Origin of the sequence: Flammeovirga sp. EKP202, assembly GCF_014534745.1 — a bacterium.
Taxonomy (GTDB): domain Bacteria; phylum Bacteroidota; class Bacteroidia; order Cytophagales; family Flammeovirgaceae; genus Flammeovirga.
This window is the reverse complement of the sequence record NZ_JACVVP010000030.1, coordinates 1-20,223: the sequence shown is the minus strand read 5'-3', so window position 1 is coordinate 20,223 and position 20,223 is coordinate 1. Positions and strand designations below refer to the sequence as shown.

Annotated in this window: 20 protein-coding genes; 4 read left to right on the top strand and 16 right to left on the bottom strand. The window is 34.1% G+C overall.

The genetic code is table 11. The annotated features are described in order from the left end of the window. Positions 1 to 178: 178 nt before the first annotated feature. From IC221_RS17840 to IC221_RS17830, 3 genes are read left to right on the top strand one after another with little or no spacing between them, the layout of a single operon-like run. On the top strand, positions 179 to 1,051 hold the full coding sequence (locus tag IC221_RS17840; protein ID WP_188170274.1) for a S9 family peptidase: 873 nt from the start codon (positions 179 to 181) through the stop codon (positions 1,049 to 1,051). Between the two features lie 5 nt (positions 1,052 to 1,056). Next, positions 1,057 to 1,554 carry an SRPBCC domain-containing protein gene (locus tag IC221_RS17835; RefSeq protein ID WP_188170273.1) on the top strand — a complete coding sequence of 166 codons (498 nt, stop codon included), beginning with the start codon at positions 1,057 to 1,059 and terminating at the stop codon, positions 1,552 to 1,554. Continuing rightward, positions 1,547 to 2,455, top strand: a complete 909-nt coding sequence (locus IC221_RS17830; RefSeq protein ID WP_188170272.1) for an AraC family transcriptional regulator — start codon at positions 1,547 to 1,549, stop codon at positions 2,453 to 2,455. The genes IC221_RS17835 and IC221_RS17830 overlap by 8 nt, the downstream gene beginning before the upstream one ends. Before the next feature lie 8 nt (positions 2,456 to 2,463). Here IC221_RS17830 and IC221_RS17825 read toward each other — a convergent pair whose 3' ends face one another. The 3 genes from IC221_RS17825 to IC221_RS17815 all read right to left on the bottom strand — a co-directional run bounded on the left by IC221_RS17825 (position 2,464) and on the right by IC221_RS17815 (position 6,218). Beyond that, positions 2,464 to 3,258, bottom strand: coding sequence for a cation transporter (locus IC221_RS17825; protein WP_188170271.1), 795 nt, complete (start codon positions 3,256 to 3,258; stop codon positions 2,464 to 2,466). A 62-nt stretch (positions 3,259 to 3,320) separates the two neighbouring features. Next, complete coding sequence (locus tag IC221_RS17820) at positions 3,321 to 3,743, bottom strand: Fur family transcriptional regulator (protein WP_188170270.1); 423 nt, start codon at positions 3,741 to 3,743, stop codon at positions 3,321 to 3,323. Positions 3,744 to 4,028: 285 nt separating this feature from the next. Continuing rightward, entirely contained in the window at positions 4,029 to 6,218 is a 2,190-nt protein-coding gene (locus IC221_RS17815; RefSeq protein ID WP_188170269.1) for a T9SS type A sorting domain-containing protein, read from the bottom strand. Between the two features lie 219 nt (positions 6,219 to 6,437). Between IC221_RS17815 and IC221_RS17810 the strand changes: the two genes are divergently transcribed. Further along, a complete protein-coding gene (locus IC221_RS17810) occupies positions 6,438 to 6,764 on the top strand; it encodes a DUF2834 domain-containing protein (protein ID WP_188170268.1) in 327 nt (108 codons plus the stop codon). Positions 6,765 to 6,856: 92 nt separating this feature from the next. On the opposite strand, the gene IC221_RS17805 is transcribed toward IC221_RS17810, so the two are convergent. The 13 genes from IC221_RS17805 to IC221_RS17745 form a co-directional block, all read right to left on the bottom strand. Continuing rightward, positions 6,857 to 8,518 (bottom strand): SpoIIE family protein phosphatase, encoded by a 1,662-nt coding sequence (locus tag IC221_RS17805; protein ID WP_188170267.1) that lies wholly within the window; start codon positions 8,516 to 8,518, stop codon positions 6,857 to 6,859. Positions 8,519 to 8,644: 126 nt separating this feature from the next. Next, positions 8,645 to 9,463: an ABC transporter ATP-binding protein gene (locus IC221_RS17800; protein ID WP_044204243.1), complete on the bottom strand. Its 819-nt coding sequence runs from the start codon at positions 9,461 to 9,463 to the stop codon at positions 8,645 to 8,647. Between the two features lie 46 nt (positions 9,464 to 9,509). Next, on the bottom strand, positions 9,510 to 10,394 hold the full coding sequence (locus IC221_RS17795; RefSeq protein ID WP_188170266.1) for an ABC transporter ATP-binding protein: 885 nt from the start codon (positions 10,392 to 10,394) through the stop codon (positions 9,510 to 9,512). A 5-nt stretch (positions 10,395 to 10,399) separates the two neighbouring features. After that, the gene (locus tag IC221_RS17790) at positions 10,400 to 11,482 is read right to left on the bottom strand and encodes an ABC transporter permease (RefSeq protein WP_188170265.1); all 1,083 of its coding nucleotides are present in this window, start codon (positions 11,480 to 11,482) and stop codon (positions 10,400 to 10,402) included. Positions 11,483 to 11,634: 152 nt separating this feature from the next. Beyond that, positions 11,635 to 13,035 carry a CmpA/NrtA family ABC transporter substrate-binding protein gene (locus IC221_RS17785; protein ID WP_188170264.1) on the bottom strand — a complete coding sequence of 467 codons (1,401 nt, stop codon included), beginning with the start codon at positions 13,033 to 13,035 and terminating at the stop codon, positions 11,635 to 11,637. A 21-nt stretch (positions 13,036 to 13,056) separates the two neighbouring features. Beyond that, on the bottom strand, positions 13,057 to 14,334 hold the full coding sequence (locus tag IC221_RS17780) for an alginate export family protein (protein WP_188170263.1): 1,278 nt from the start codon (positions 14,332 to 14,334) through the stop codon (positions 13,057 to 13,059). Positions 14,335 to 14,707: 373 nt separating this feature from the next. Continuing rightward, the gene (locus IC221_RS17775; protein ID WP_044204255.1) at positions 14,708 to 15,070 is read right to left on the bottom strand and encodes a hypothetical protein; all 363 of its coding nucleotides are present in this window, start codon (positions 15,068 to 15,070) and stop codon (positions 14,708 to 14,710) included. Between the two features lie 475 nt (positions 15,071 to 15,545). Beyond that, complete coding sequence (locus tag IC221_RS17770; protein WP_188170262.1) at positions 15,546 to 16,706, bottom strand: TIGR03364 family FAD-dependent oxidoreductase; 1,161 nt, start codon at positions 16,704 to 16,706, stop codon at positions 15,546 to 15,548. 205 nt (positions 16,707 to 16,911) lie between these two features. Then, complete coding sequence (locus IC221_RS17765) at positions 16,912 to 18,459, bottom strand: caspase family protein (protein WP_188170261.1); 1,548 nt, start codon at positions 18,457 to 18,459, stop codon at positions 16,912 to 16,914. Positions 18,460 to 18,560: 101 nt separating this feature from the next. Beyond that, complete coding sequence (locus tag IC221_RS17760; protein WP_188170260.1) at positions 18,561 to 18,878, bottom strand: type II toxin-antitoxin system PemK/MazF family toxin; 318 nt, start codon at positions 18,876 to 18,878, stop codon at positions 18,561 to 18,563. Continuing rightward, a complete protein-coding gene (locus IC221_RS17755; protein ID WP_188170259.1) occupies positions 18,872 to 19,111 on the bottom strand; it encodes an AbrB/MazE/SpoVT family DNA-binding domain-containing protein in 240 nt (79 codons plus the stop codon). The genes IC221_RS17760 and IC221_RS17755 overlap by 7 nt, the downstream gene beginning before the upstream one ends. A gap of 128 nt (positions 19,112 to 19,239) precedes the next feature. After that, the gene (locus IC221_RS17750; protein WP_188170258.1) at positions 19,240 to 19,518 is read right to left on the bottom strand and encodes a DUF3144 domain-containing protein; all 279 of its coding nucleotides are present in this window, start codon (positions 19,516 to 19,518) and stop codon (positions 19,240 to 19,242) included. A 3-nt stretch (positions 19,519 to 19,521) separates the two neighbouring features. After that, positions 19,522 to 20,124 carry a hypothetical protein gene (locus IC221_RS17745; RefSeq protein WP_188170257.1) on the bottom strand — a complete coding sequence of 201 codons (603 nt, stop codon included), beginning with the start codon at positions 20,122 to 20,124 and terminating at the stop codon, positions 19,522 to 19,524. Positions 20,125 to 20,223 lie beyond the last annotated feature (99 nt).

Here is a 20,223-nt window from a genome sequence, read left to right as displayed (position 1 = left end):
AAATATTTTGCTTTATTTTAAAGTTAAACATCGTTACAATAATTAATATTATTGAAAAAATCAGGAATCAAAAAAGAGAAATAGCAGTTCTGCAATATGTATCCTTACTTCTGCAAAATGTGTATTTTAAGTAATCATATAATACTGACCTTTGTATTGAATCAAAAAGAAAAATATAATGCTGACTAAATTACTTTCTAATTCCATTGTAAAGGGCGGAGTTTCCCCAGTGTTTGATCTTCCAAGCGACTATGGATTACCCTATGAAGAGGTCTCATTTAATGCCAAAGATGGTGTAAAACTTTCAGGCTGGTTGATTAAAGGAGATACAGACAAAGTCATTATTCAATCTCACTATGGGGTGCAGTCAAGCCGATCAGGTTACACTCCAGAAGGAAAAGGAATGATGAAAATGTGGAAAGAAAACATCTCATTTTTGAAGCATGTTAAACACCTTCATGACAAAGGCTACACAATTTTGATGTATGACTTCCGAAACCACGGCGACAGTGAAGAAGGAACCACTCCATGGGTCACTTGGGGACCAGAAGAAAGAAAGGATGTCATCGCCGCCGTTGAATTTATCAGTCATCACCCTGATTATACAAAAGCACAAATTGGGTTATTGAGTATCTGTATGGGAGCCGCATCATCTACTTATGCTTTTGGTGATGGTCTGGATAAATACGACAATATCAAAGCTATGGTTGCCATACAACCCCTTCGATACCCAGATTTTATCAAAGCATTAGGGTTGGATAATTTTGTTGGAAAAGGCGTCACTAAACTGAATAATAAAAGAACAGGTATAGCAATGGAAGAAGTATCATTTATGCCACACGTGGGTGCGATTACCATTCCAACGTTACTGATTCAGAATAAAAATGACGAATACCTGAATAAACAATCCATCAATGAATATTTTGATGCTTTAAAGGTTGAAAAAAAGATGATTTGGTTGGATTTGGAAAAGAAAAGAGCTGCAGGATATGATTACCTTACAAAACATCCAGAAGAACTCTTATTTTGGTTTGATCACTATATAAAATAAAAATCATGGCAATATTCGGTTCAAAATGGTTTATTTTCATTTTCATCGTTGTACTATTTTTCGTTATACTTCTTATGATTGGGCAAAAATCGGTAAGTACTCAAGTTCAAATAAAGACTTCACCCAAAAATGTTTGGGCAGCATTGTCTAATACTGACAATGTGAAGCAATGGAATAAAATTTTGGTTCCGATCAAAGGTGAACTAAAAGAAGGGAATGTCATCAATTATGATTTCTACCAAGAGGAAAATGGCAAACCTTCCAATATGAATGCAACAGTCAAGGAAATTGTTGATCACAAAATGATTAATCAAAAAGGCGGTATACCATTGATCTTGACTTTCAACCATAAATATATAATTGAATCCACCTCTTCTTCTACAATCGTAAAAATTCATGAAGAGTATAAGGGGGTTATGGTTCCTTTTTGGGATCCCTCTCCTGTTGAAAAAGCTTACAGTCGTTTATTACATCAACTCAAAAGCTTCATAGAAAATGAGTGAAATTATACGTATTACAGAAGTTAGTCAAATTCATCAATTTTTAGGGTTAGAAAGCCCAAAGCACCCTCTAATTACAGTTCTTCCTATCGATGAACACATGGTGACTGCCAATTATGGGAATTTTACATTCTTGATGGATCTCTATCAGGTAAGTTTGAAAAGAGGAATCGAAGGACGTATTTCATATGGAAGAAATTCTTACGATTTCAAAGATGGCACAATGGTTTTCACTAAACCTAACCAAAGCATGAAATTTTCAAGCCAAGAGAATTTTGAGAACGTATCGGGTTGGACGGTCATTTTTCACCCCGATTTAATCAGAAAATCAGAGCTAGGAAAAGTCATTACAAATTATGATTTCTTTGCTTATGCCATCTATGAAGCATTGCATGTCTCTAATGAGGAGCAAATCATTTTAAGTGAAATTGTTGATAAAATACAGAGAGAATACGAATATATTATTGATCGACATAGTCAAGAACTCATTGTTTCCAACATCAAACTATTGCTAGATTATTGTACTCGTTATTATGATCGACAATTTTATACTCGCTCCAATTTGAATAAAGACTTTGTGGCGCAATTTGAATCTTGTCTTCAATCGTATTATGATCATGAAAAGCAATTAGAATTGGGCGTTCCCTCCGTAAAATACTTTGGAGAAGAACTCAATATGTCTTCCCACTATCTTAGTGACTTACTAAAGAAAGAAACTGGTAGTTCTGCACAAGAACATATCTATAATTTCTTGATGGATCTTGCTAAAACAAAATTACTAAGTTCTACTGAAGCTGTAGGTCAAATTGCGTATGGGTTAGGTTTTGAGTATCCTAACCATTTTAGTAAACTTTTTAAATCCAAAACTGGAATGTCTCCTGTTGCATTTAGAAAGGCTATTTAACGAATTCACTATTTTCCAAGTTTTAAAATCCGTAATGCCCCCTGAACAACCAATAAAAATACAATTGAACCAATAATCAAATCTGGTTTATTGGATTCCAACCAGTTGACTAGTATTCCTGCTACTATGACTCCTGTATTGATAATTATATCGTTAGACGTAAAAATCATACTTGCTTTCATATGAGCTTCTTCTTTATTTTTTGACTTTTGGAGAAGGTATAAACAAAGTCCATTGGCCATCAATGCAAATAATGAAATTAGAATCATTAGTGTAAAATCAGGTATTTGCTCATTGAGTAAAAAACGTCGAAGTACTTCTATAAACCCAATTATTGCAAGTGTAATTTGGAAATAACCTGAGATCACAGCTATTCTCTTTTTCTTCGCCATTGTACCTCCTACAGCTAATAAACTTATACCATATACAAAAGCATCAGCCAACATATCTAAACTATCAGCAACCAACCCCATAGAATTGGAAATGAAACCAGTCGACATTTCAATTAAGAAAAAAGTAAAATTGATGATTAAGACCCACCAAAGTAATTTTCGTTGATTACTACTTTCATCAAAGGTCATCTCGTTGATGACTTCTGTATTTAACTGGTGTCCTCCTAATTTTAAATCAAGTATTGCTTTCTCGATTGAATTCAAATGTCCTTGATGATATATAGTTAACTGCCTGTTGGGTATATCGAAACTTAGGTTCTTAATACTAGAAAACTCTTCCAATTTCATTCGTATAAGCGTTTCCTCCGAAGGACAATCCATTTGATTGATTTTAAATATTGTCTTTTCCATTCTTTGCTATTTTTAATATTTTACAAAGTTAGAACAGACCCTATGCAACTCAGTTGCAAAGTTTACTTATTACATTTATCACATAATCCTTTGATCACCATATTAACATGTATCATCTTAAAGTTTTTGGGTAATTCAATAGTGGAAATAGGGTGATCCATGAGGCAAAATGTTTTCTCACAAGAAACACAGTAAAAGTGATAGTGTAAATCTTCCAGTTCACAATTACAACCTTCAGCACAAACCGCATACTTAGTCATTCCTGTACCATCGTCGATGCTATGGATTAGTTTATGTTCCTCAAATGACTTTAATGTTCTAAAAATTGAACTTCTATCCATCCTAGAAAGGACAGATTCAATATCCTTAAGGGAAACTGCTTTTTCCTGATCTAAGAGAAAGTTTAAGACATTCATTCTTACAGCAGTAGGCTTTACACCTTTTTTCTGTAGTATGTCTTCAACATGAGTCGCTTGTTCGTTCATAATATTAGGCTAGTCTTTTAATCATTTTGAACAAGAATTTTGAATCTCAGAAAAACAGCAAAATAACACCGATATTCTCCAGAATCCTATCTTATTTCAATGTTAGAGCAATTTAATAAACCTACTTCATTTCTGGTCACTATTCTTGTATTGAAAATAAGTTTGTATTCACCTTTATGTTGAGAATAAAAAAAATCCTGAGCTATAAATTGTACTGTAATACAATAATATAACCCAGGGAAAATAGTCACTCTAATGAATGAATGTCCAGTTGATAGTCACTTATTATTTCTTTACAAAACGAGTAGTATAAACCTCATTACCACTTGTCACCTTTAGTAAATAAGCTCCAGAGGTTAAATTAGATACATTAATTTCTGTTACTGGTTCGTTTTGAGGAAGTATTAATTTCAGTTGCCTTCCCGCAATATTTAATACTTCTATTTTTTCAATCGTTTCTGTATTGTCTTTCAGTTCAATTTTTAAGGTTTCTCCTACAGGGTTAGGGTACACTTTTAAAACTGTATCCTTTACATCTACTTCTTCAATGCTTGTAATGACCTCGTTGACCTTAATATTTCCTACCTCATCGGTAAGCTTTTCAAAGCTATCGTTTTCAGGAGTAAACTCAATTTTAATTTTATAATCATCTACAGCGGGAAGTTCTTGGTTTACTTTTATCGTTCGAGTCAAAGTACGTTGCCCAATACGTTCTGTTCGTATTTCATTGGCCATTACGTTATTGTCCTTGTCCAAAAGTTCAATCGTTAAAGTACCATTTTCATACGTACCATAAGAAAATTCCACATTCACTTCAGTTGCATCTCCTTCGAGCTCAGTAGGCACAGTTAAAAGATCTATTGCTGGAACAATGGCATCTTCAACATTAAAGTAAATAACTGGTTCCACTGATACCGCCTCTGGGTCTCTCCAATCAAAACCCTGACGATGCATATACACTTTATAAAAATAATTTGAACCAACAGGTGCTGCAGAATTAGTTCTTACGTTGACAGTGGCTGTACTATTTCCTGCTTCTACGTTCACGTTTCCACTTCCAAACCAACTTCCATCAGGCTTTCTAATTTCGATATTGATCTTACAAGGTTCATCCGCCTCATACTTCACATTGATAGGATAAGAATTCTGTCCTGGCAACAATGAGGTAGGAATCCCCTCACTCCACAACTTTTTCTCTAATGGTTTTTCAATAACATCAAAAGTTATTGTGCTTGTTTTTAGTACCGAATTATCCTCTTTTATTTCATAGACTACTTTATAATCACTTCCAATAGACAGTTCTTCGTCCAAATCAAACTCTGAAAATATTGATTTCACTCCCTGTTCAACGTTATAACTTTTCACACCTAATACATTATTGGATGGATCGTATAACGTTGCGGTCACAGTTCTTGCCGCAGAAGCAGAATAAATTAATGTAGAAGAAAATTCATAAGAAGGGTAAGCTGTAATACTCTCATCATAACTTTTAATATTATCTGTTGAATTATTAAAAGTAGCTTCATCAATGTCTACCAATTTCCAAACTCTTACCCAGTCGTACATCACGGCACGTTGTTGCTTTGTACGGAAGTCATCCTCAAACATCCATTCCTCTGGCTTTGGATTGGTTGCATTTCTTTCATCATCATCTCCCCAATTGTAAGTTTCCATTACAATGATCACTGGCATAGGTAAAAAATAATCACGCGTTGGTGTAATTGTACCGAAATACTCATTGTCATTATAAAACATAGCAGTATTGGCATCTTTCCACCACATACCTACTGTGTTCCACCCCAACGGCTCTGCTAAAGCGGGTGCTTTTACGCCACTATTTGTAGACTCAAAAGGTAAACGTTCACATGAGCCATTGGCATCACTAAACGGTTTTGAATGCGAATTAACATGCTGTATATTATTAAAGGAACCATCACCGTGTTCATTAAACGGTCCAGTGTAACCCATGTTCTCGATAATGTCTAATTCCGTTGCATACTTTGTATTACAATCGTCTGTTGTTGTTCCCCTTGAATTCATAAACACACCCGATCCCATTGGGAAGTCAGAAGGTTTCACACGTACTTCAAAGTAACCATAGGTCTGTAATACTTTAGTATCCATACCTCCACCTGCAAAATAATAATCCTTACCATTGCCTCGTGGAAAACGCTCGTCTTCGTAATACCACATAGGATTCATACTCATATAGTAATTATCTGAATTAGGATCTTTAACGGGTGCTAAAATTCGTTTATCAAAAGCTGCTGTTCTACCCCATGAGTCTGCCTTATCAAATAATCTCCATTTATCTGTATTAGGGCTATTTGCATCAAATTCATCACTCATTGCATGGTTCAACACCCACACTTTACCTGCTGGAGGATCAGGAGGGTCTGCCATCAATTGGGCAGGATTAAAACCGATCAATAAGAGTAAGTAAGTAATTCTTTTCAAAAAAGTAGTTGTTTGCATGGTTTCATGTATTTGATTTGTATTTCATGTATTGTAATACTAATCATCTTTAGGCTATCACATTACGAATAATTTATAGCAATAGGACCATTGATAAATTTTCAACCCGCATATTCCTTGATTTTTTTTCTTTGCTTCACATTTTTGTAGTCTGACTTCTGTTGAAGTAAGTCAAGGAAACATTATTTTTATAAATCGTTTTTTGCACAATGAATCACTATGAAAACATCCACATTATACTTATTTCTCTTTATAGCTGGAACTATTATTCCATATTATGAATTCATCAACTTTCTTTTTGAAAATGGATTAGATTTAACCCTTTTCTTCAAGGAATTACTTGCTACTTCTATTAGTAGATTTTTCGCGTATGATGTTTTGATCTCAGCTTTAGTTTTACTTGTTTTTATTATACATGAAAGAAACAAAGCTAAGAATTATTGGATGGCAATGATGGCGACTTTGTTGATTGGTGTTTCCGCCGGATTACCTTTATTTCTCTATTTAAAAGAAGTGAAAAGTAATGAAACTAATAAGCTAACTTAGGTTTAATTCAAGGTTTTAATACAAAAAAACACCTACTCCAATAACATGAAGCAGGTGATCATAATTACAAATCAATAAATAATCAATTACAGTTACAGTTCTACTCCTACAATTAGAACGTCATCCGTTTGTGCGTTGTTTCCTTTCCATTTATCAAAGACACCTTCAAGCACTTTCTTTTGTTTTTCCATTGGATAACTCATCGTTCTGTTTAATGACTCTATCAAGCGATTTTGCATAAACTTACTGTTTGAGTTTCCTCCGAATTGGTCTTGAAAACCGTCAGATGATAAATACAATCTGTCACCAGTTTGGTAGTTGATTGTTTCTGTTTCAAAATTCTTTTTGACATTCTTAGAAGAATAACCAATTGTTGATTTCGATCCAGCTATTTTATTAATTTTATTGTCTTTTCCTACAAAATATACAGGGCGTTTTGCTCCACAAAACTCTATAATTCTTTGATCTTGATTGATGACTACGATCCCTAGGTCCATTCCATCATACACCTTCTGTGTATTTCTCAAGTTCATCAATGAATATAGCTCCATATCCAATAAGTTTAGGATATCATTTGGCGATTTGATTTGCTGATTAACAATTACATCATTTAGTAAAAGATTACCAATAATGGTCATAAATGCAGCCGAAACACCATGTCCTGTACAATCACCTACAATTAAGAATCTTAATTCTTCTGTTTGATAGTACCAGTAGAAATCTCCTGAAATAATATCTTTTGGTTTATTGAGAATAAAACCATCTTTGAAGTTTTCTAAAATATCTTGTCTATAACCTAAGATAGAATATTGAAGCTTTGTAGCATATGTAATACTATCCGTTACTTTTTGATTTGCTGAAGCTAATAAATCATTTTGTGATTTAAGTTCATTACTTTGAGCTAGAATCTCCTCGTTTTTATCTTGGATTTCTCTAGTTCTTTCATTGATTTTCAGTTCAAGATCTTTATTAATATTGACTTGAAGCTCATGGTTTTTCTCTAATTGCTCATACAATTCTCTCTCCACTGATTCTTTCTTCTCTTCTGAGGCTAAAAGATTATCATGTGCCTCACGAAGCTCTAAACCTCTATTGATGGTTTCTCTCAGGTATTTATCCACTGCTGATACAGCTGGTCTAAAGATGAAGAAGGCTTCTAAGAAGATCGAAAGTAATGTGATCCCTAAAAGAATCATCTCAATAAGCTTTACATGTTGTATTCTTGCTGTTGATTCATGATCATATTGGAAGGTAATGGTATTCATTTGCTTCAAAAATGATCCCTCATTTCTTAGAATCTGAGAAACAAAAGAATCAATCAAATAAGCTTCCTCTGCTAAAAGAATACTTTGAGAAGCTTCATACATTTGATCAAAGTTTTGTGCTATGCCTTCAAACATTTTTTGAATAGTAGCACTGTTATCTCCTTGTAGTTCCATTTCTGGTAAACGGTCTCTCAAACCATAATGAGATGACGACCATAGATCTACAATAGTTGCAAATTCTTTTTTTATTGTGTTGAATTCAGTTTGATCTTCAGCTCTATCTAACTGAAGTGCTAGTTTGCTAATTTTCTGGCTCAACATCCTTTGTCGACCAGAAATGTTGATTACACGAGCATCTTTTTCTTGCTTATTCAAAACCGATCGTATCACAATCTGACTAGCAATACTTAGTAAAGCTATGATAGAAAGGGCAATGACATAAGACGCTGTAAATCGTTTCTTCGGATTTTTTAATAGATACTTGTTCATAGTTTAGTACTGTAGTCTGAGATTGCTTATTTCAGTAAAATATTTAATCGGTTTATGGAAGCTAACTATCAAGATGAAAAAGGTATTGCTCTTGTATTAAAAAAATACAAGAGCAAGCCTCATTTATTAATGATTTAAGAAATCCATCAAATACCCTCTGTACTGATAGTAATCAGGGTGTTCTAGTATATCTACTCTGTTACGTGGTCTTTCAAATGGAATTCTCAATTCGTCTCCAATTTTAGCATAAGGACCACTAGTCATCATAATCACTCTGTCTGCCAAGAAGATAGACTCATCCACATCATGCGTTACCATGATTGCAGTGATCTGTTCTTTTTGCCAAACTTCCAACAATACATCTTGTAGTTCACCTCTTGTCAAGGAATCCAGCATACCGAAAGGTTCGTCAAGTAATAAAACTTTTGGCTTTAAAGCAAACCCTCTGGCAATACCTACCCTTTGTTGCATACCTTGAGACAACTCAGATGCTCTTTTATTAAAATCATTTCCTAGACCTACTTTGTCTAAGTAATACTTACAAATGTCTTGCTTTTGTTTCTTTGTAGCGTGAGGAAATACCTGCTTCACACCAATCATTACATTTTGTAATGCCGTCATCCAAGGGAATAAACTTGGCGACTGGAAAACTACCGCTCTGTCGGGTCCTGCACCTCTCACCTCATTACCATCAACGTATACAGCACCTTTACTGATATCATTCAAACCGGCAATCATTGTCAATAATGTTGACTTACCACAACCTGAATGACCAATTATAGAGATAAATTCACCTTTCTTAATGGTTAATTGTAAATCTGATAATACAGTATAATCGCCTTTTGGAGTTGGATATATTTTAGCAATATCCTTACAAACCAGCATATCTGGTCTTGTATCTTCTATTATTTCTGGCTGTAAAATATCTTTTGCAATAACGCTCATCTTCTTAATAATTTAGATTGTACATGAATTAGAAAATGTTGTTGGCTTAGAAGTATTGTAATTTTTCTTTCTTCTTTCTAAAGCCCCACTTAATACGTCCTGGCATCACAGGCTTTAAGTCAGGAAGCTCATATTGAGCTGTTTTTTGACTTGAACGAGAAGCTCCTACATCAATTAAGTATTCTAAGATCTCATTTCTCAAGTGCTTGTAAACATCATTTTTATTGATTTCTGCAATCACTCTTGGACGAGCTAAGTCTACTTTGAAGTTTGGACCTAACGTTGCTTTAGGGCCTGGATTCAATGGAATGATCCTATCTGCCATTACAATTCCTTCATCTACATCGTTTGTAATTAGAAGACATGTTTTTCTATCCTCTCCCCAGATGTTGACAATTTCTTCTTGAAGTGTTCCCCTTGTTAAGGCATCCAATGCACTCAAAGGTTCATCCATCAATAACATTTTAGGGTTCATGGCTAAGGCTCTTGCTACTGATACCCTCTGACGCATACCCCCTGAAAGTTCAGAAGGTAATTTGTCAATGGCGTGAGAGAGATGTACCATCCCAACGTATTTCTCTATCATCTCTTGTTTCTCTTTTTTAGGAGCTGATGGATACACCTCGTCAATCGCCAGTTTTATATTTTGTGCCACAGTCAACCATGGCAGCAATGAGTAATTTTGGAAGACTACTCCCCTATCAGGACCTGGGCCAGTGATTGGTTTACCTTGCAGAAGCACCTCTCCTTCATCAGGAAATTCCAATCCATTGATTAGGTTGATTAAGGTTGTTTTTCCACTACCTGTAAAACCTACGATGGCCACAAACTCACCTTCCTCAATCGTTAAGTTGATATCTTTTAAGACTTCTACTCTATCTTTTCCGGTTCCGTAAGACTTGCTTACGTTTTTCAATTCTAAGTACGCCATAGGAATTACTTGTTAAATGACATCATTTTTTGAACTACCATCATGATTCTATCTAACATAAAACCAATCATACCAATCACGAACATGGCAACAATGATTTTTGCATTTGAATCACTTGCACCGTTTTGGAACTCTTCCCAAACAAATGAACCTAACCCTGGTGACTGTGCTAATAACTCAATCGCAATCAATACCATCCATGCTACTGAGAGTGTAATTCTCAAACCTGTGAAAATCATTGGAAGTGATGATGGCAATACTACCTTGAAAATGTTTTGACCGATGCTAAGCTTCAATACCTTAGCGACATTCACGAAATCCTTATCTACAGTGGAAACACCCATACTTGTGTTGACTAACGTTGCCCACATTGAACATAGACCTACTGAGATAAATGAGATCATAAATGATTTATCCATATCCGAGTCAGACATTACTGTCTTCACGATCATAAATACTAATAATAACCATACTACTGGCGACACTGGCTTTAAAATTTGAATTAACCAGTTAAATGAAGTTCTTAAAGTTGTGCTCAAACCAATTACAATACCGATTGGAATAGCGATAAATGCCGCTAATAAAAATCCTGCGAATACTGTTTTCAAACTTGTTTTGATTTGATCTACAAATGAAGGTCTACCTGTATAAGTAATTGGGTCTTGACCTTTTGCAATTCTTTTTTCGTTTGTTTTAGCTACTTTTAAATCGAATGCATCTTTCTTTGCTGAGATAATTTTGTGATCTGCTAATAATGAAAGGTATGCATCCCATACTTTTGCCGGAGATGGCAATGTATTTGGCTGACAGCTTACATCACCTGAAATGATACAGTTTTGCATTTCTAATGCACCTGCCTCACCTCTTTCTGTTCTTGCTTTCTCAATCTTTGCTGTCGCCTCTTTGTTAAATAAATAAGTTGCACCTGCGTGCCAGATACCAATAAATAATAAAATTGATAAAAGTGGATAGATATAAGACTTTAATAACGCTTGTACATTTTTTTGTACTTCCTCACCTTTGATGACGCTAATCCATGGTGCTAAAAAAGCTTGGATTCCGGTTAATTGCAGTATTCTCTCTTTCATGATAGTATTATTCTTTTAGTTCCTTTGTAAATTGATTATTATGATTTTTGTCAGTTTAGTAGAAGTAGAATGGATGATAAGGGTGATGCAGTACCACATGTAGGTGTAAGTCCTGCACCCCCCTTGTACAATCTAACTTTGAAGAATGATTATTACATTGCTTCGTCTTTATTACCTATTTCGAAGCTATTGATGTAACCTAGTGGGTCTTTACCATCAAATAGTTTTCCATCGATAAAATCTTTTGTTGGAGCTTTGTATCCATCAGTTTGAGGAATGTCAGACTTTGATAAGTGACCTTCTTCTACTAATAGGTTAGCTGCTTTTAACCAGATATCAGGTCTGTAGATATCTTTGATTGTTTCGTCATACCATCCTTTAGCTTTAGCTGTTGGAATTTGTCCCCATCTTCTCATTTGAGTTAAGAACCACACACCATCTGAATAGAATGGATAAGTTGCATGATGACGGAAGAATACGTTGAAGTCAGGCATTGAACGCTTGTCACCTTTCTCAAATTCGAAAGTACCTGTCATAGAGTTAGCAATTACAACTGAATCAGCACCTACGTATTCTGGCATTGATAAGATACCAACTGCTTTTGCTCTGTTTCCTGGCTCATCTAACCACTTACCTGCTCTAATTAATGCTTTTGTTACCGCTACAGAAGTATTAGGATATTTCTCAGTAAATTCTTTTGTCATTACGAATACTTTCTCTGGGTTGTTTTTCCAGATATCGTAGTTTGTAGTCACTGGAACACCAATTCCTTTAAATACCGCTTGTTGGTTCCAAGGCTCACCTACACAATATCCGTAGATAGTACCTGCTTCAAGTGTAGCTGGCATTTGTGGTGGAGGAGTTACTGACAATAATACGTCTGCATCTACTTGACCTTGAATATTTTCTTTAGTATACATACCTGGGTGAACACCTGCTGCTGCTAACCAGTAACGAATCTCATAGTTGTGTGTTGAAACTGGGAATACCATACCCATTTTGAAAGCTTTACCGTCGTTTTTGTACTCTTTGATTACTGGTACTAAAGCGTCTGCTTTGATTGGGTGAACTGGCTTACCGTCTTTCATTGGAACGTTAGCTTTCATCTTCGACCAAACATCGTTCGATACCGTGATACCGTTACCGTTTAAGTCCATTGAGAATGAAGTTACTAAGTCTGCTTGACGACCGAACCCAGCACCTGCTGCGATTGGCTGACCTGCTAACATATGAGAACCATCTAACTCACCGTCAATTACACGGTCCAAAACGTTTTTCCAGTTTGATTGAGCTTCGATTGTTACGAATAATCCTTCATCTTCGAAGTATCCTAACTCTTTAGCAATTGCTAAAGGAGCCATATCTGTTAGTTTAATGAAACCGAAAGTCAATTGTGGCTTTTCAATTTCTAACTGATTTGTTGAAGACTCTTCTACAGTAACTGAAGCTGTACTTTGTGATTCTGAAGAAGTTTTAGAACCACTACAGTTGAATAGCATCCCTGCCAGCGATAACGCTACAAGTGACGAGATGATTGAGTTGAACTTTTTCATGAGTAATAAGATTTTTATTGATTATTTTGAAGCCTTTGAAGTAAATAATGTTGGCTTGAATGTAAGCATTACGAATGCCCAGTTGTTGATTAAGTCGTTGTTACCACCTTTCAATGCTACCATGTTGTCTGTAGCGAACATTTGAGAGTAACCTACTACTAATGAAGCATCTTTACCTAATGATTTAGCGTAGATTAAGTCAACTTCAGTACCTAAGTTAGAACCATCTAATTCCATTGGTGAGTCTCCTGAACCATATTTTGTTTGCTCAGCCATGAATTGGTGCAATTGAACTTTGAATGTACCTTTCGCCACTTTGAAAGCAGTGTTTAAGTAGATATCTTGTAAACCTACGTTTCCGTGACCGTTACCTACGTAGAAGTAATCCATGAAACCGTTGAATTTGTGGTTAGTACCGTAAGCTGGAGCAAAAGCGTTGTTTTCAGCAGAAGTCACATCATTACCTGATAATACTTGGTAACCTAAAGTGATTGGAGTAACTTTTGTTTTTAAAGTAAGGTTTAAGTCAATCATGTAAGCGTTTACATCTGCAGCTCTGAAGCTACCTGTTTGGTAGTAACCTTCACCTGCTACTGTGATAGCACCAAATGATCTGCTACCTACTAAACCTAATGTTTGTCTTTGTGATACACTGTCAGAAGTTGCACCATATTGGTAACCGTCGTTGAATACTAAAGCTGAAACTTTACCATTTTCCCAGTCTTTATGAGCCCATAAGTATTGGAAAGACTTATAGCTATTTACGCCTAAGTAATCATTACCTACTAACATACCTGGCTCGAAACCAGATTGGTTAAATGCGAAACCTGCATGAAGCTTTAATTTAGAAGCTTTATCATCATAGATAAATAAAGCAGCATCATGTCTTCTACCTTGTTGTGCCCATTCTAAACCACCTAAGAATCTTTGGTTATCATAAGAGATCATTTGACGACCTACTTTTAAACTAAATTTCTCCGTGAAGTTATACTGTCCCCATGCTTCTGAAATGTTTGTTAAAGCAGTATTATCTGTCTTATAAATTTGTGGTGTTGAACCCCACACACGAACATCTTGCAAAGAAAGTCTCATTGTAAATTTGTCTGACTTATAATCAAGGTTTAATCTTGATCTTTGCTCTGTAAAGAACGCAGGCTCTTGAGTATCTGTTCTCAACTTCTTGAAACCATTTCTTAATTCAGAACGTGGTCTAATTTCAGCTGAAATTTTGAACTCTTGTGCAGTAGCCTGGAACCCTACACCTAATAGCAATACGATAGCGTAAATAAACTTTTTCATTAGCCTTAAGTTTGTTAAACTGATTGAAGTGTTTAAGTAATTATACTTAGATTATACGCAAACATAGAGCGATCCTGAAAGAATATAAACGGTATTTTTCATGAAAAAATATGTTTTTTAAACATTTCAAAAACTGCTATTTAACATATTTACATTTTTAAACTACTGAAAATCAATTTAATGAACTCATTAAGTACAACTACTTAAACAATTAAGTAAGTAAAAAAAATACTACTTAATTTTATACTTATTTTTACGTATTTACTGAAAAAATTAGGTTTTGACTACTTAAAAAGTGAAGACACAAAAAAAAACTGCTTCAAAGCTGAAACAGTTTTTTAAATACTTTATCTATAATTTTTCTATAATTTTTCTACAATGTCGGTGTAAATTTCTTCATAGATAAGCGGGCATCTTGCTGTGCCTGTCTCACCCATCTTTTGAATAACTCCATTTTTCTATTCAAATCTTCAGGGTTTTGCCCAACTATGGTCTTGTACACCACAAGCTCGTTGTGATTAACATCTTCAATCTGAAAGTCCTCTCTAAAACGATGGTTACATAAAAGCTCTTTTATGATATTCTCGGTTCCTTCACGACTTTCAAAAACGTCATCACTTAATACTTTAAAAGCGAAAGTGGCAGAGTGAACAATACCCTGTCTTACTTTCAAACTCCATTTGAAATCAAGTTCAAATGGAATAGTATCCAATAATGTCGAATTGAACTGATTCATATTATAGGTCTTTATGGTATGTGTTTAAAGATATGGTAACACAAAAATAAACCATAGAGATTAAGTTCCCTAACTTTACAAACGTAAATTTCACACTTTTGTATAAGTTTTAAGAAATTATATTATTTAAATACTATAAGTTCTTTTATTATGAATATTTCGTGATTTTGAAAATAAACACAAGTGCTGTTATTATATTTTCCTTTAATCAAATTAGGAACTGAAAGGCAAGTAAACAGCTTATTTTTCTTTAATAAGGTTATTACAGTTCTATATAATAATTGGTAAACTATATTTTTAAAATCTCTAGTATTTAGCTTTTGTGTTTCGATGCTTCAGCAATGGAAAATAAAGAAGAAGGAAATTTGAAAGTAGAATACAAAAGACTTGTAGAAACACCTGTGGATCGGTTACAATAAATAAGGCTCAAGATATTTCACCTTGAGCCTTTATCTATTATGTATAATTACAGTCATTAAATCAATGCTGCTTCTGGTCGTTCACTAATTCCCATCCACTTATTGATATGTTTTTCGGCTAAACCAAATGACAATGTCATTCCATTTCCACCTAAGCCATTTACTAAATGAACATTTTCTTCCACTTCAGAGTGGAAATAAGTATTACCTATAGTTTTTAAATAAGTACCATTCCACGTTTCCTGTACTTTGAATTCACCTAAATCAACAACTTCTTTCATTTCTTGAAGTAAAAATTCATTGATTTCATTGTTGTTCTTGAATTTTTCTGATCCATATTCATGAGAGTCACCCAAAATTACATCTTTACTTGGAGTCGTCCCGATCATCAGGTTAATTCCCCATTCATTTAATAATGGTGAGTTCGCATTGATCTGTTCCTTTAGTTTACTCATTGATGGACAAATCTCAAAAGAAGAGTAATGCGTCAATGAAGTTCCTGTAGCAATTGGAAGTTTTGGCAACTTTGTCTTATCATGTACTTTCAATTTCATCATTTGAAGTGTACATAAAGTAGTGTTCTGCTTTTTTATTTCCTCTGGAAATAAGCTATAAATGTCACTTCCTGTTGAAAGCAAAACCTTATTGGTGGTCAGAGTTCTTGCACTCGTTATCACTTTACCAGTTTCTACATGTAATATTGGTTCCGAGAAAAAGATATCCACTCCCTTAAATTTAAGGTATTCTATCAATTGAAAAATTGCCTGGAAAGGAGATACTTGAATTTCAGTACTACTGAGCAATCCTGTTTCAATGGTTGAGGATGATAATGAAGGAATATATTTCCCTAATTCATCTCTATTTAAAAGTGTTGTATCATAAGGTTGGTTTTGAGTAAGTGTATGAAACTCTTCCAACACATCTGCTTCGGTTTTGGAATTGGCTAAAAATAAAGATCCTCTTTTACGAGCCCATATTTTCGCTTCTTGAATCATCTCTAACCACACTTCTCTACTTCTGACAGCAAGATCAAGGTGTTCTCCATGTTGTTGTCCGATAAGCCAGTAGAAGCCAAAGTTTCTTACAGAAGCACCCATTGGTTTGGGAGTTCTTTCAATAACAGCTACTTTCCATCCTTTTTTGACAGCAGCTAAAGCATGTGATAGTCCTACAATTCCAGCTCCTCCAATAATTAAATCATAAGTATTACTTTTCATAATGTTCAGCACATTGGGTTTCATTACTTTACGTGCTTTAATATTACAAGAAGTAAGCAACTTGATGATGTATTAATAGTAAACTATAGATGAATTAAAAAGGTGAAATGAGCTACCTATATTTCTTTTTTTATCTCAATGTTATCTCCATTTGTGCAAAATAAATATTCTACAAAAATGAATTAGTTTATTACAAATCAAGAATTTAATTCCCCGTTGTTCCTTCAGGGTTTATAAAAACAAACTGTCCACCTTCATCACCCACTTGGAAGAGTACTCCAAATTGAGGAACGTTAAAACTGTTGTTCCCAACAGCCTCATTAAAGCTATAAAAGAGTGAAGATGCAGTTAAGTATTTCTTCTTATTTTCTCTTAATGCTTTCAACAAGTATTTCATAAAAACACTTTCATCGGGTACAGTTTTCAATGTACCGCTCGTCATCCCTTTTCGACTGACCTTATCATAAGATTGAACAATGCTTCTACCAGCATCTGAAAACGCAGAACGAGATGGTTTAAAAATACTTCCTCCAAAACATGCATCTGAAATTAATAAAGTATGTTTTGAATGAATTGCATCAATCTTTGTTCTTAAACCTGAATTGGCAATCCATCCTGAGTCATCACCTTCTTCTGCATTTGATGGTAACCAATAACCTTCCTTTACTTTTTCATCATAATAACCATGACCTGCATAGAAAATAATTAGATTGTCGTTTTCAGTAATTCTACTTCTCAATTGGTTAAAAGCCTTATAAATCTGAGAGCGGTTAGGGTCTTCAAGGAAAACGATATTTTCTGAGGCAAAACTATACTTAGACACCAAAACATCTCTGAACATTTTAGCATCTCGAATCGGAAACTGTAAATCCTTAATTGAATTATGTGTATAGTTCTGCACCCCAATAATCAATGCATAATAGTTCCCTTTTACATTTGTAGTTGAACCTGTCTTATTATCCTTAATTACTTTTAATGCTCTAGTTTCACTTTTCGCTTCTTCTTTTTTAGGTTCAGGTGTATTCGATACTATTGTTTGAACTGAAGTATAATGCTGCGATTGTATTTCCTCTGAAGTTTTGGCTGCCATATATTTTGTTTCCGTAATCACTTCATATACTATAAACTCATCTACAGCAATGGATGTCCCATCTGCTACAAACCCCGTAAGATCATGATTTGAAGGTATTGGATCTGCTTTGAAACTAAAGAAATTATCATCATTGACAAAAAGATGGTATTCATTTCCAATTTTTTCAACGGCAAGAATATTAAAATCATCGTACTCTAAATAGGGATTATCCGTCCAAGGTAAAAGGTCTACCCAATATCCATCTTCTACTTTCATTACATGCACTTGTCCTTGAGCATTAAAACCCATTCTAAATCCAGATGAAAAATCAGGAGCACCGCCCCAAAACATGTCATTTGAATTTACCCCTTCTCCTTCTAAATAGTGAATAGTACTCTCTATGATGTAATTTTCTAACTTAGGATACCCTAAACCTGTAATCATTTTGATAGCAGGTGTTTCAGAACCATCAGACATTAGATAGGCCAACCCATTATGAAATTCATAATGTACCGCTTCATCATCATCATAAGTGTACCCAACCCATGGATTTTGATCATCATCAAACTCTTCAACAAAGTATTCATTGATAGTAGAATTATAAGCATCAATACTATTATTATTCTGAGCAAATGATATTTGTATTGAACATAAAAGCAAAAGCAGTAATAGAGATTTCATTCTTGTTTGTATTAAATTTCTGAAGAGTGCTAGTACAAAGTTACGGATTTAAATTTTTCAATTCTATTGAAGAATAATGAGGGTTCCTGAGAGGCAATAATTTAATCAACCAACATATTTTTGATAATCATCTTTACCTGATTGACCTCGTTTAGTGATAACTTACCAAATTTATTACAGATCCTAGATTTATCTATTGTTCGAATTTGATCCAAACAGATGGAGCCATCCTTATTATTATGGCGGATCTTCACCCTAAATGGATAATCATTCGTATTAGTTGTCATAGGAGCAACAATTACTCTGGAAAACTTATTCATTTCCTTCGGTGAAATCACTACACAAGGCCTCGTTTTATTGATTTCAGTCCCTTGAGTTGGATCTAAATTCACTAATACAATTCTATATTGATCTACCATTCCTCAAAGTTTTCATCATCAAAAACATCATCCATTAAGTTTTGACCTTCATCATTTTCTAATGCTTTGAAAGCTTCTTCCCAACCAGATCGAGGGTTCTTAATAGGAGTAATTAAAATACCATCATTATTCAAAGATATTTCTACTTTGTCTCCAATATTATATTTTTCTAGAATAGTTTTACTTAACCGGATACCCTTTGAGTTTCCGATTTTTATTATCTTCTGTTCCATAGCAATATGATTATTGTAATTACAAAGTTATTACAATAATATTATTTACCTAACAAATAACATCATGAATATCATTACATTAACAATTACCAGAATGATTTAGCGTAATCCATATTTAACTAAATGCATTACTTCATATACTCATCAAAATTCTCAATATATTCATCAAGGTTCTCCTCTAGCATGATTTTATATTGAGTAACAAAATAGTCTAATACTTCTTCTTTTTTTTCTTTCATCTCCCATTTTTTTGAAAATCCACAAGCTGTCACCCAAGCATTAAACCTAGCTACACTGTACATCATAGAAGCACTTACTTTTCCTTTTTCTGTTTCCTTTAGTTGTGAATTAGAAAGGTTAATATGTGCATCAGCTCTTTCATAAAACTTATCATCTGTATTACTCATAGTTTACTTTTTTAAAGTGTAAGGTTCCCAATCAATATTTTCTACATTAGTATAATCTGAGAAAGATATATAGTCTTTATTGATATCTAATATCGCACAAGGTAAAAAGTCTTGCATACTTTCTGTAAAAGAGTCCTCAAGATTTTTCTTCCAAAAAGGGCGAACATTGTAGAATATAGCTTTGCATTTCATTAATTGAGACATTTGCTCTACAATTTTATTCACTTTTTTATCTCCTAGTTGTTCATAAAATATTTCATTAAAACTTAATTGAACACCACTTCCAACTGATTTCATATTGTAAGAATCATGAATGATTAGACTAATTGAAGGAGTTGAATGATTATTAAGACAATATTTAATGCTTGGAATAAATGATTTTATAGAAGAAATATAGAAGTCATGCTTTATCCCAAATAGTTTAGATTTAACTTTCTCTAAAGCTTTATCATTCACACTCATACTTCCGAAGTTGATGTTCTTAGCGTCTGCAATCACATTTAGCTTCAAACTATTACTACCTTCTACTTTTTCTATTAGTTGAATAATAAATTGAAATAATTGATCCCAATCTGATGGTTTACACAAGATCTCGTTTAATGACATATCAGAGTACATCAAATAATTAACTGAGCTATCGCTCTTTTAAAATTTTGAATTTTCATTTCTTTGACAGAAAGCCGATCTTTCTCCTATGAAAAGACT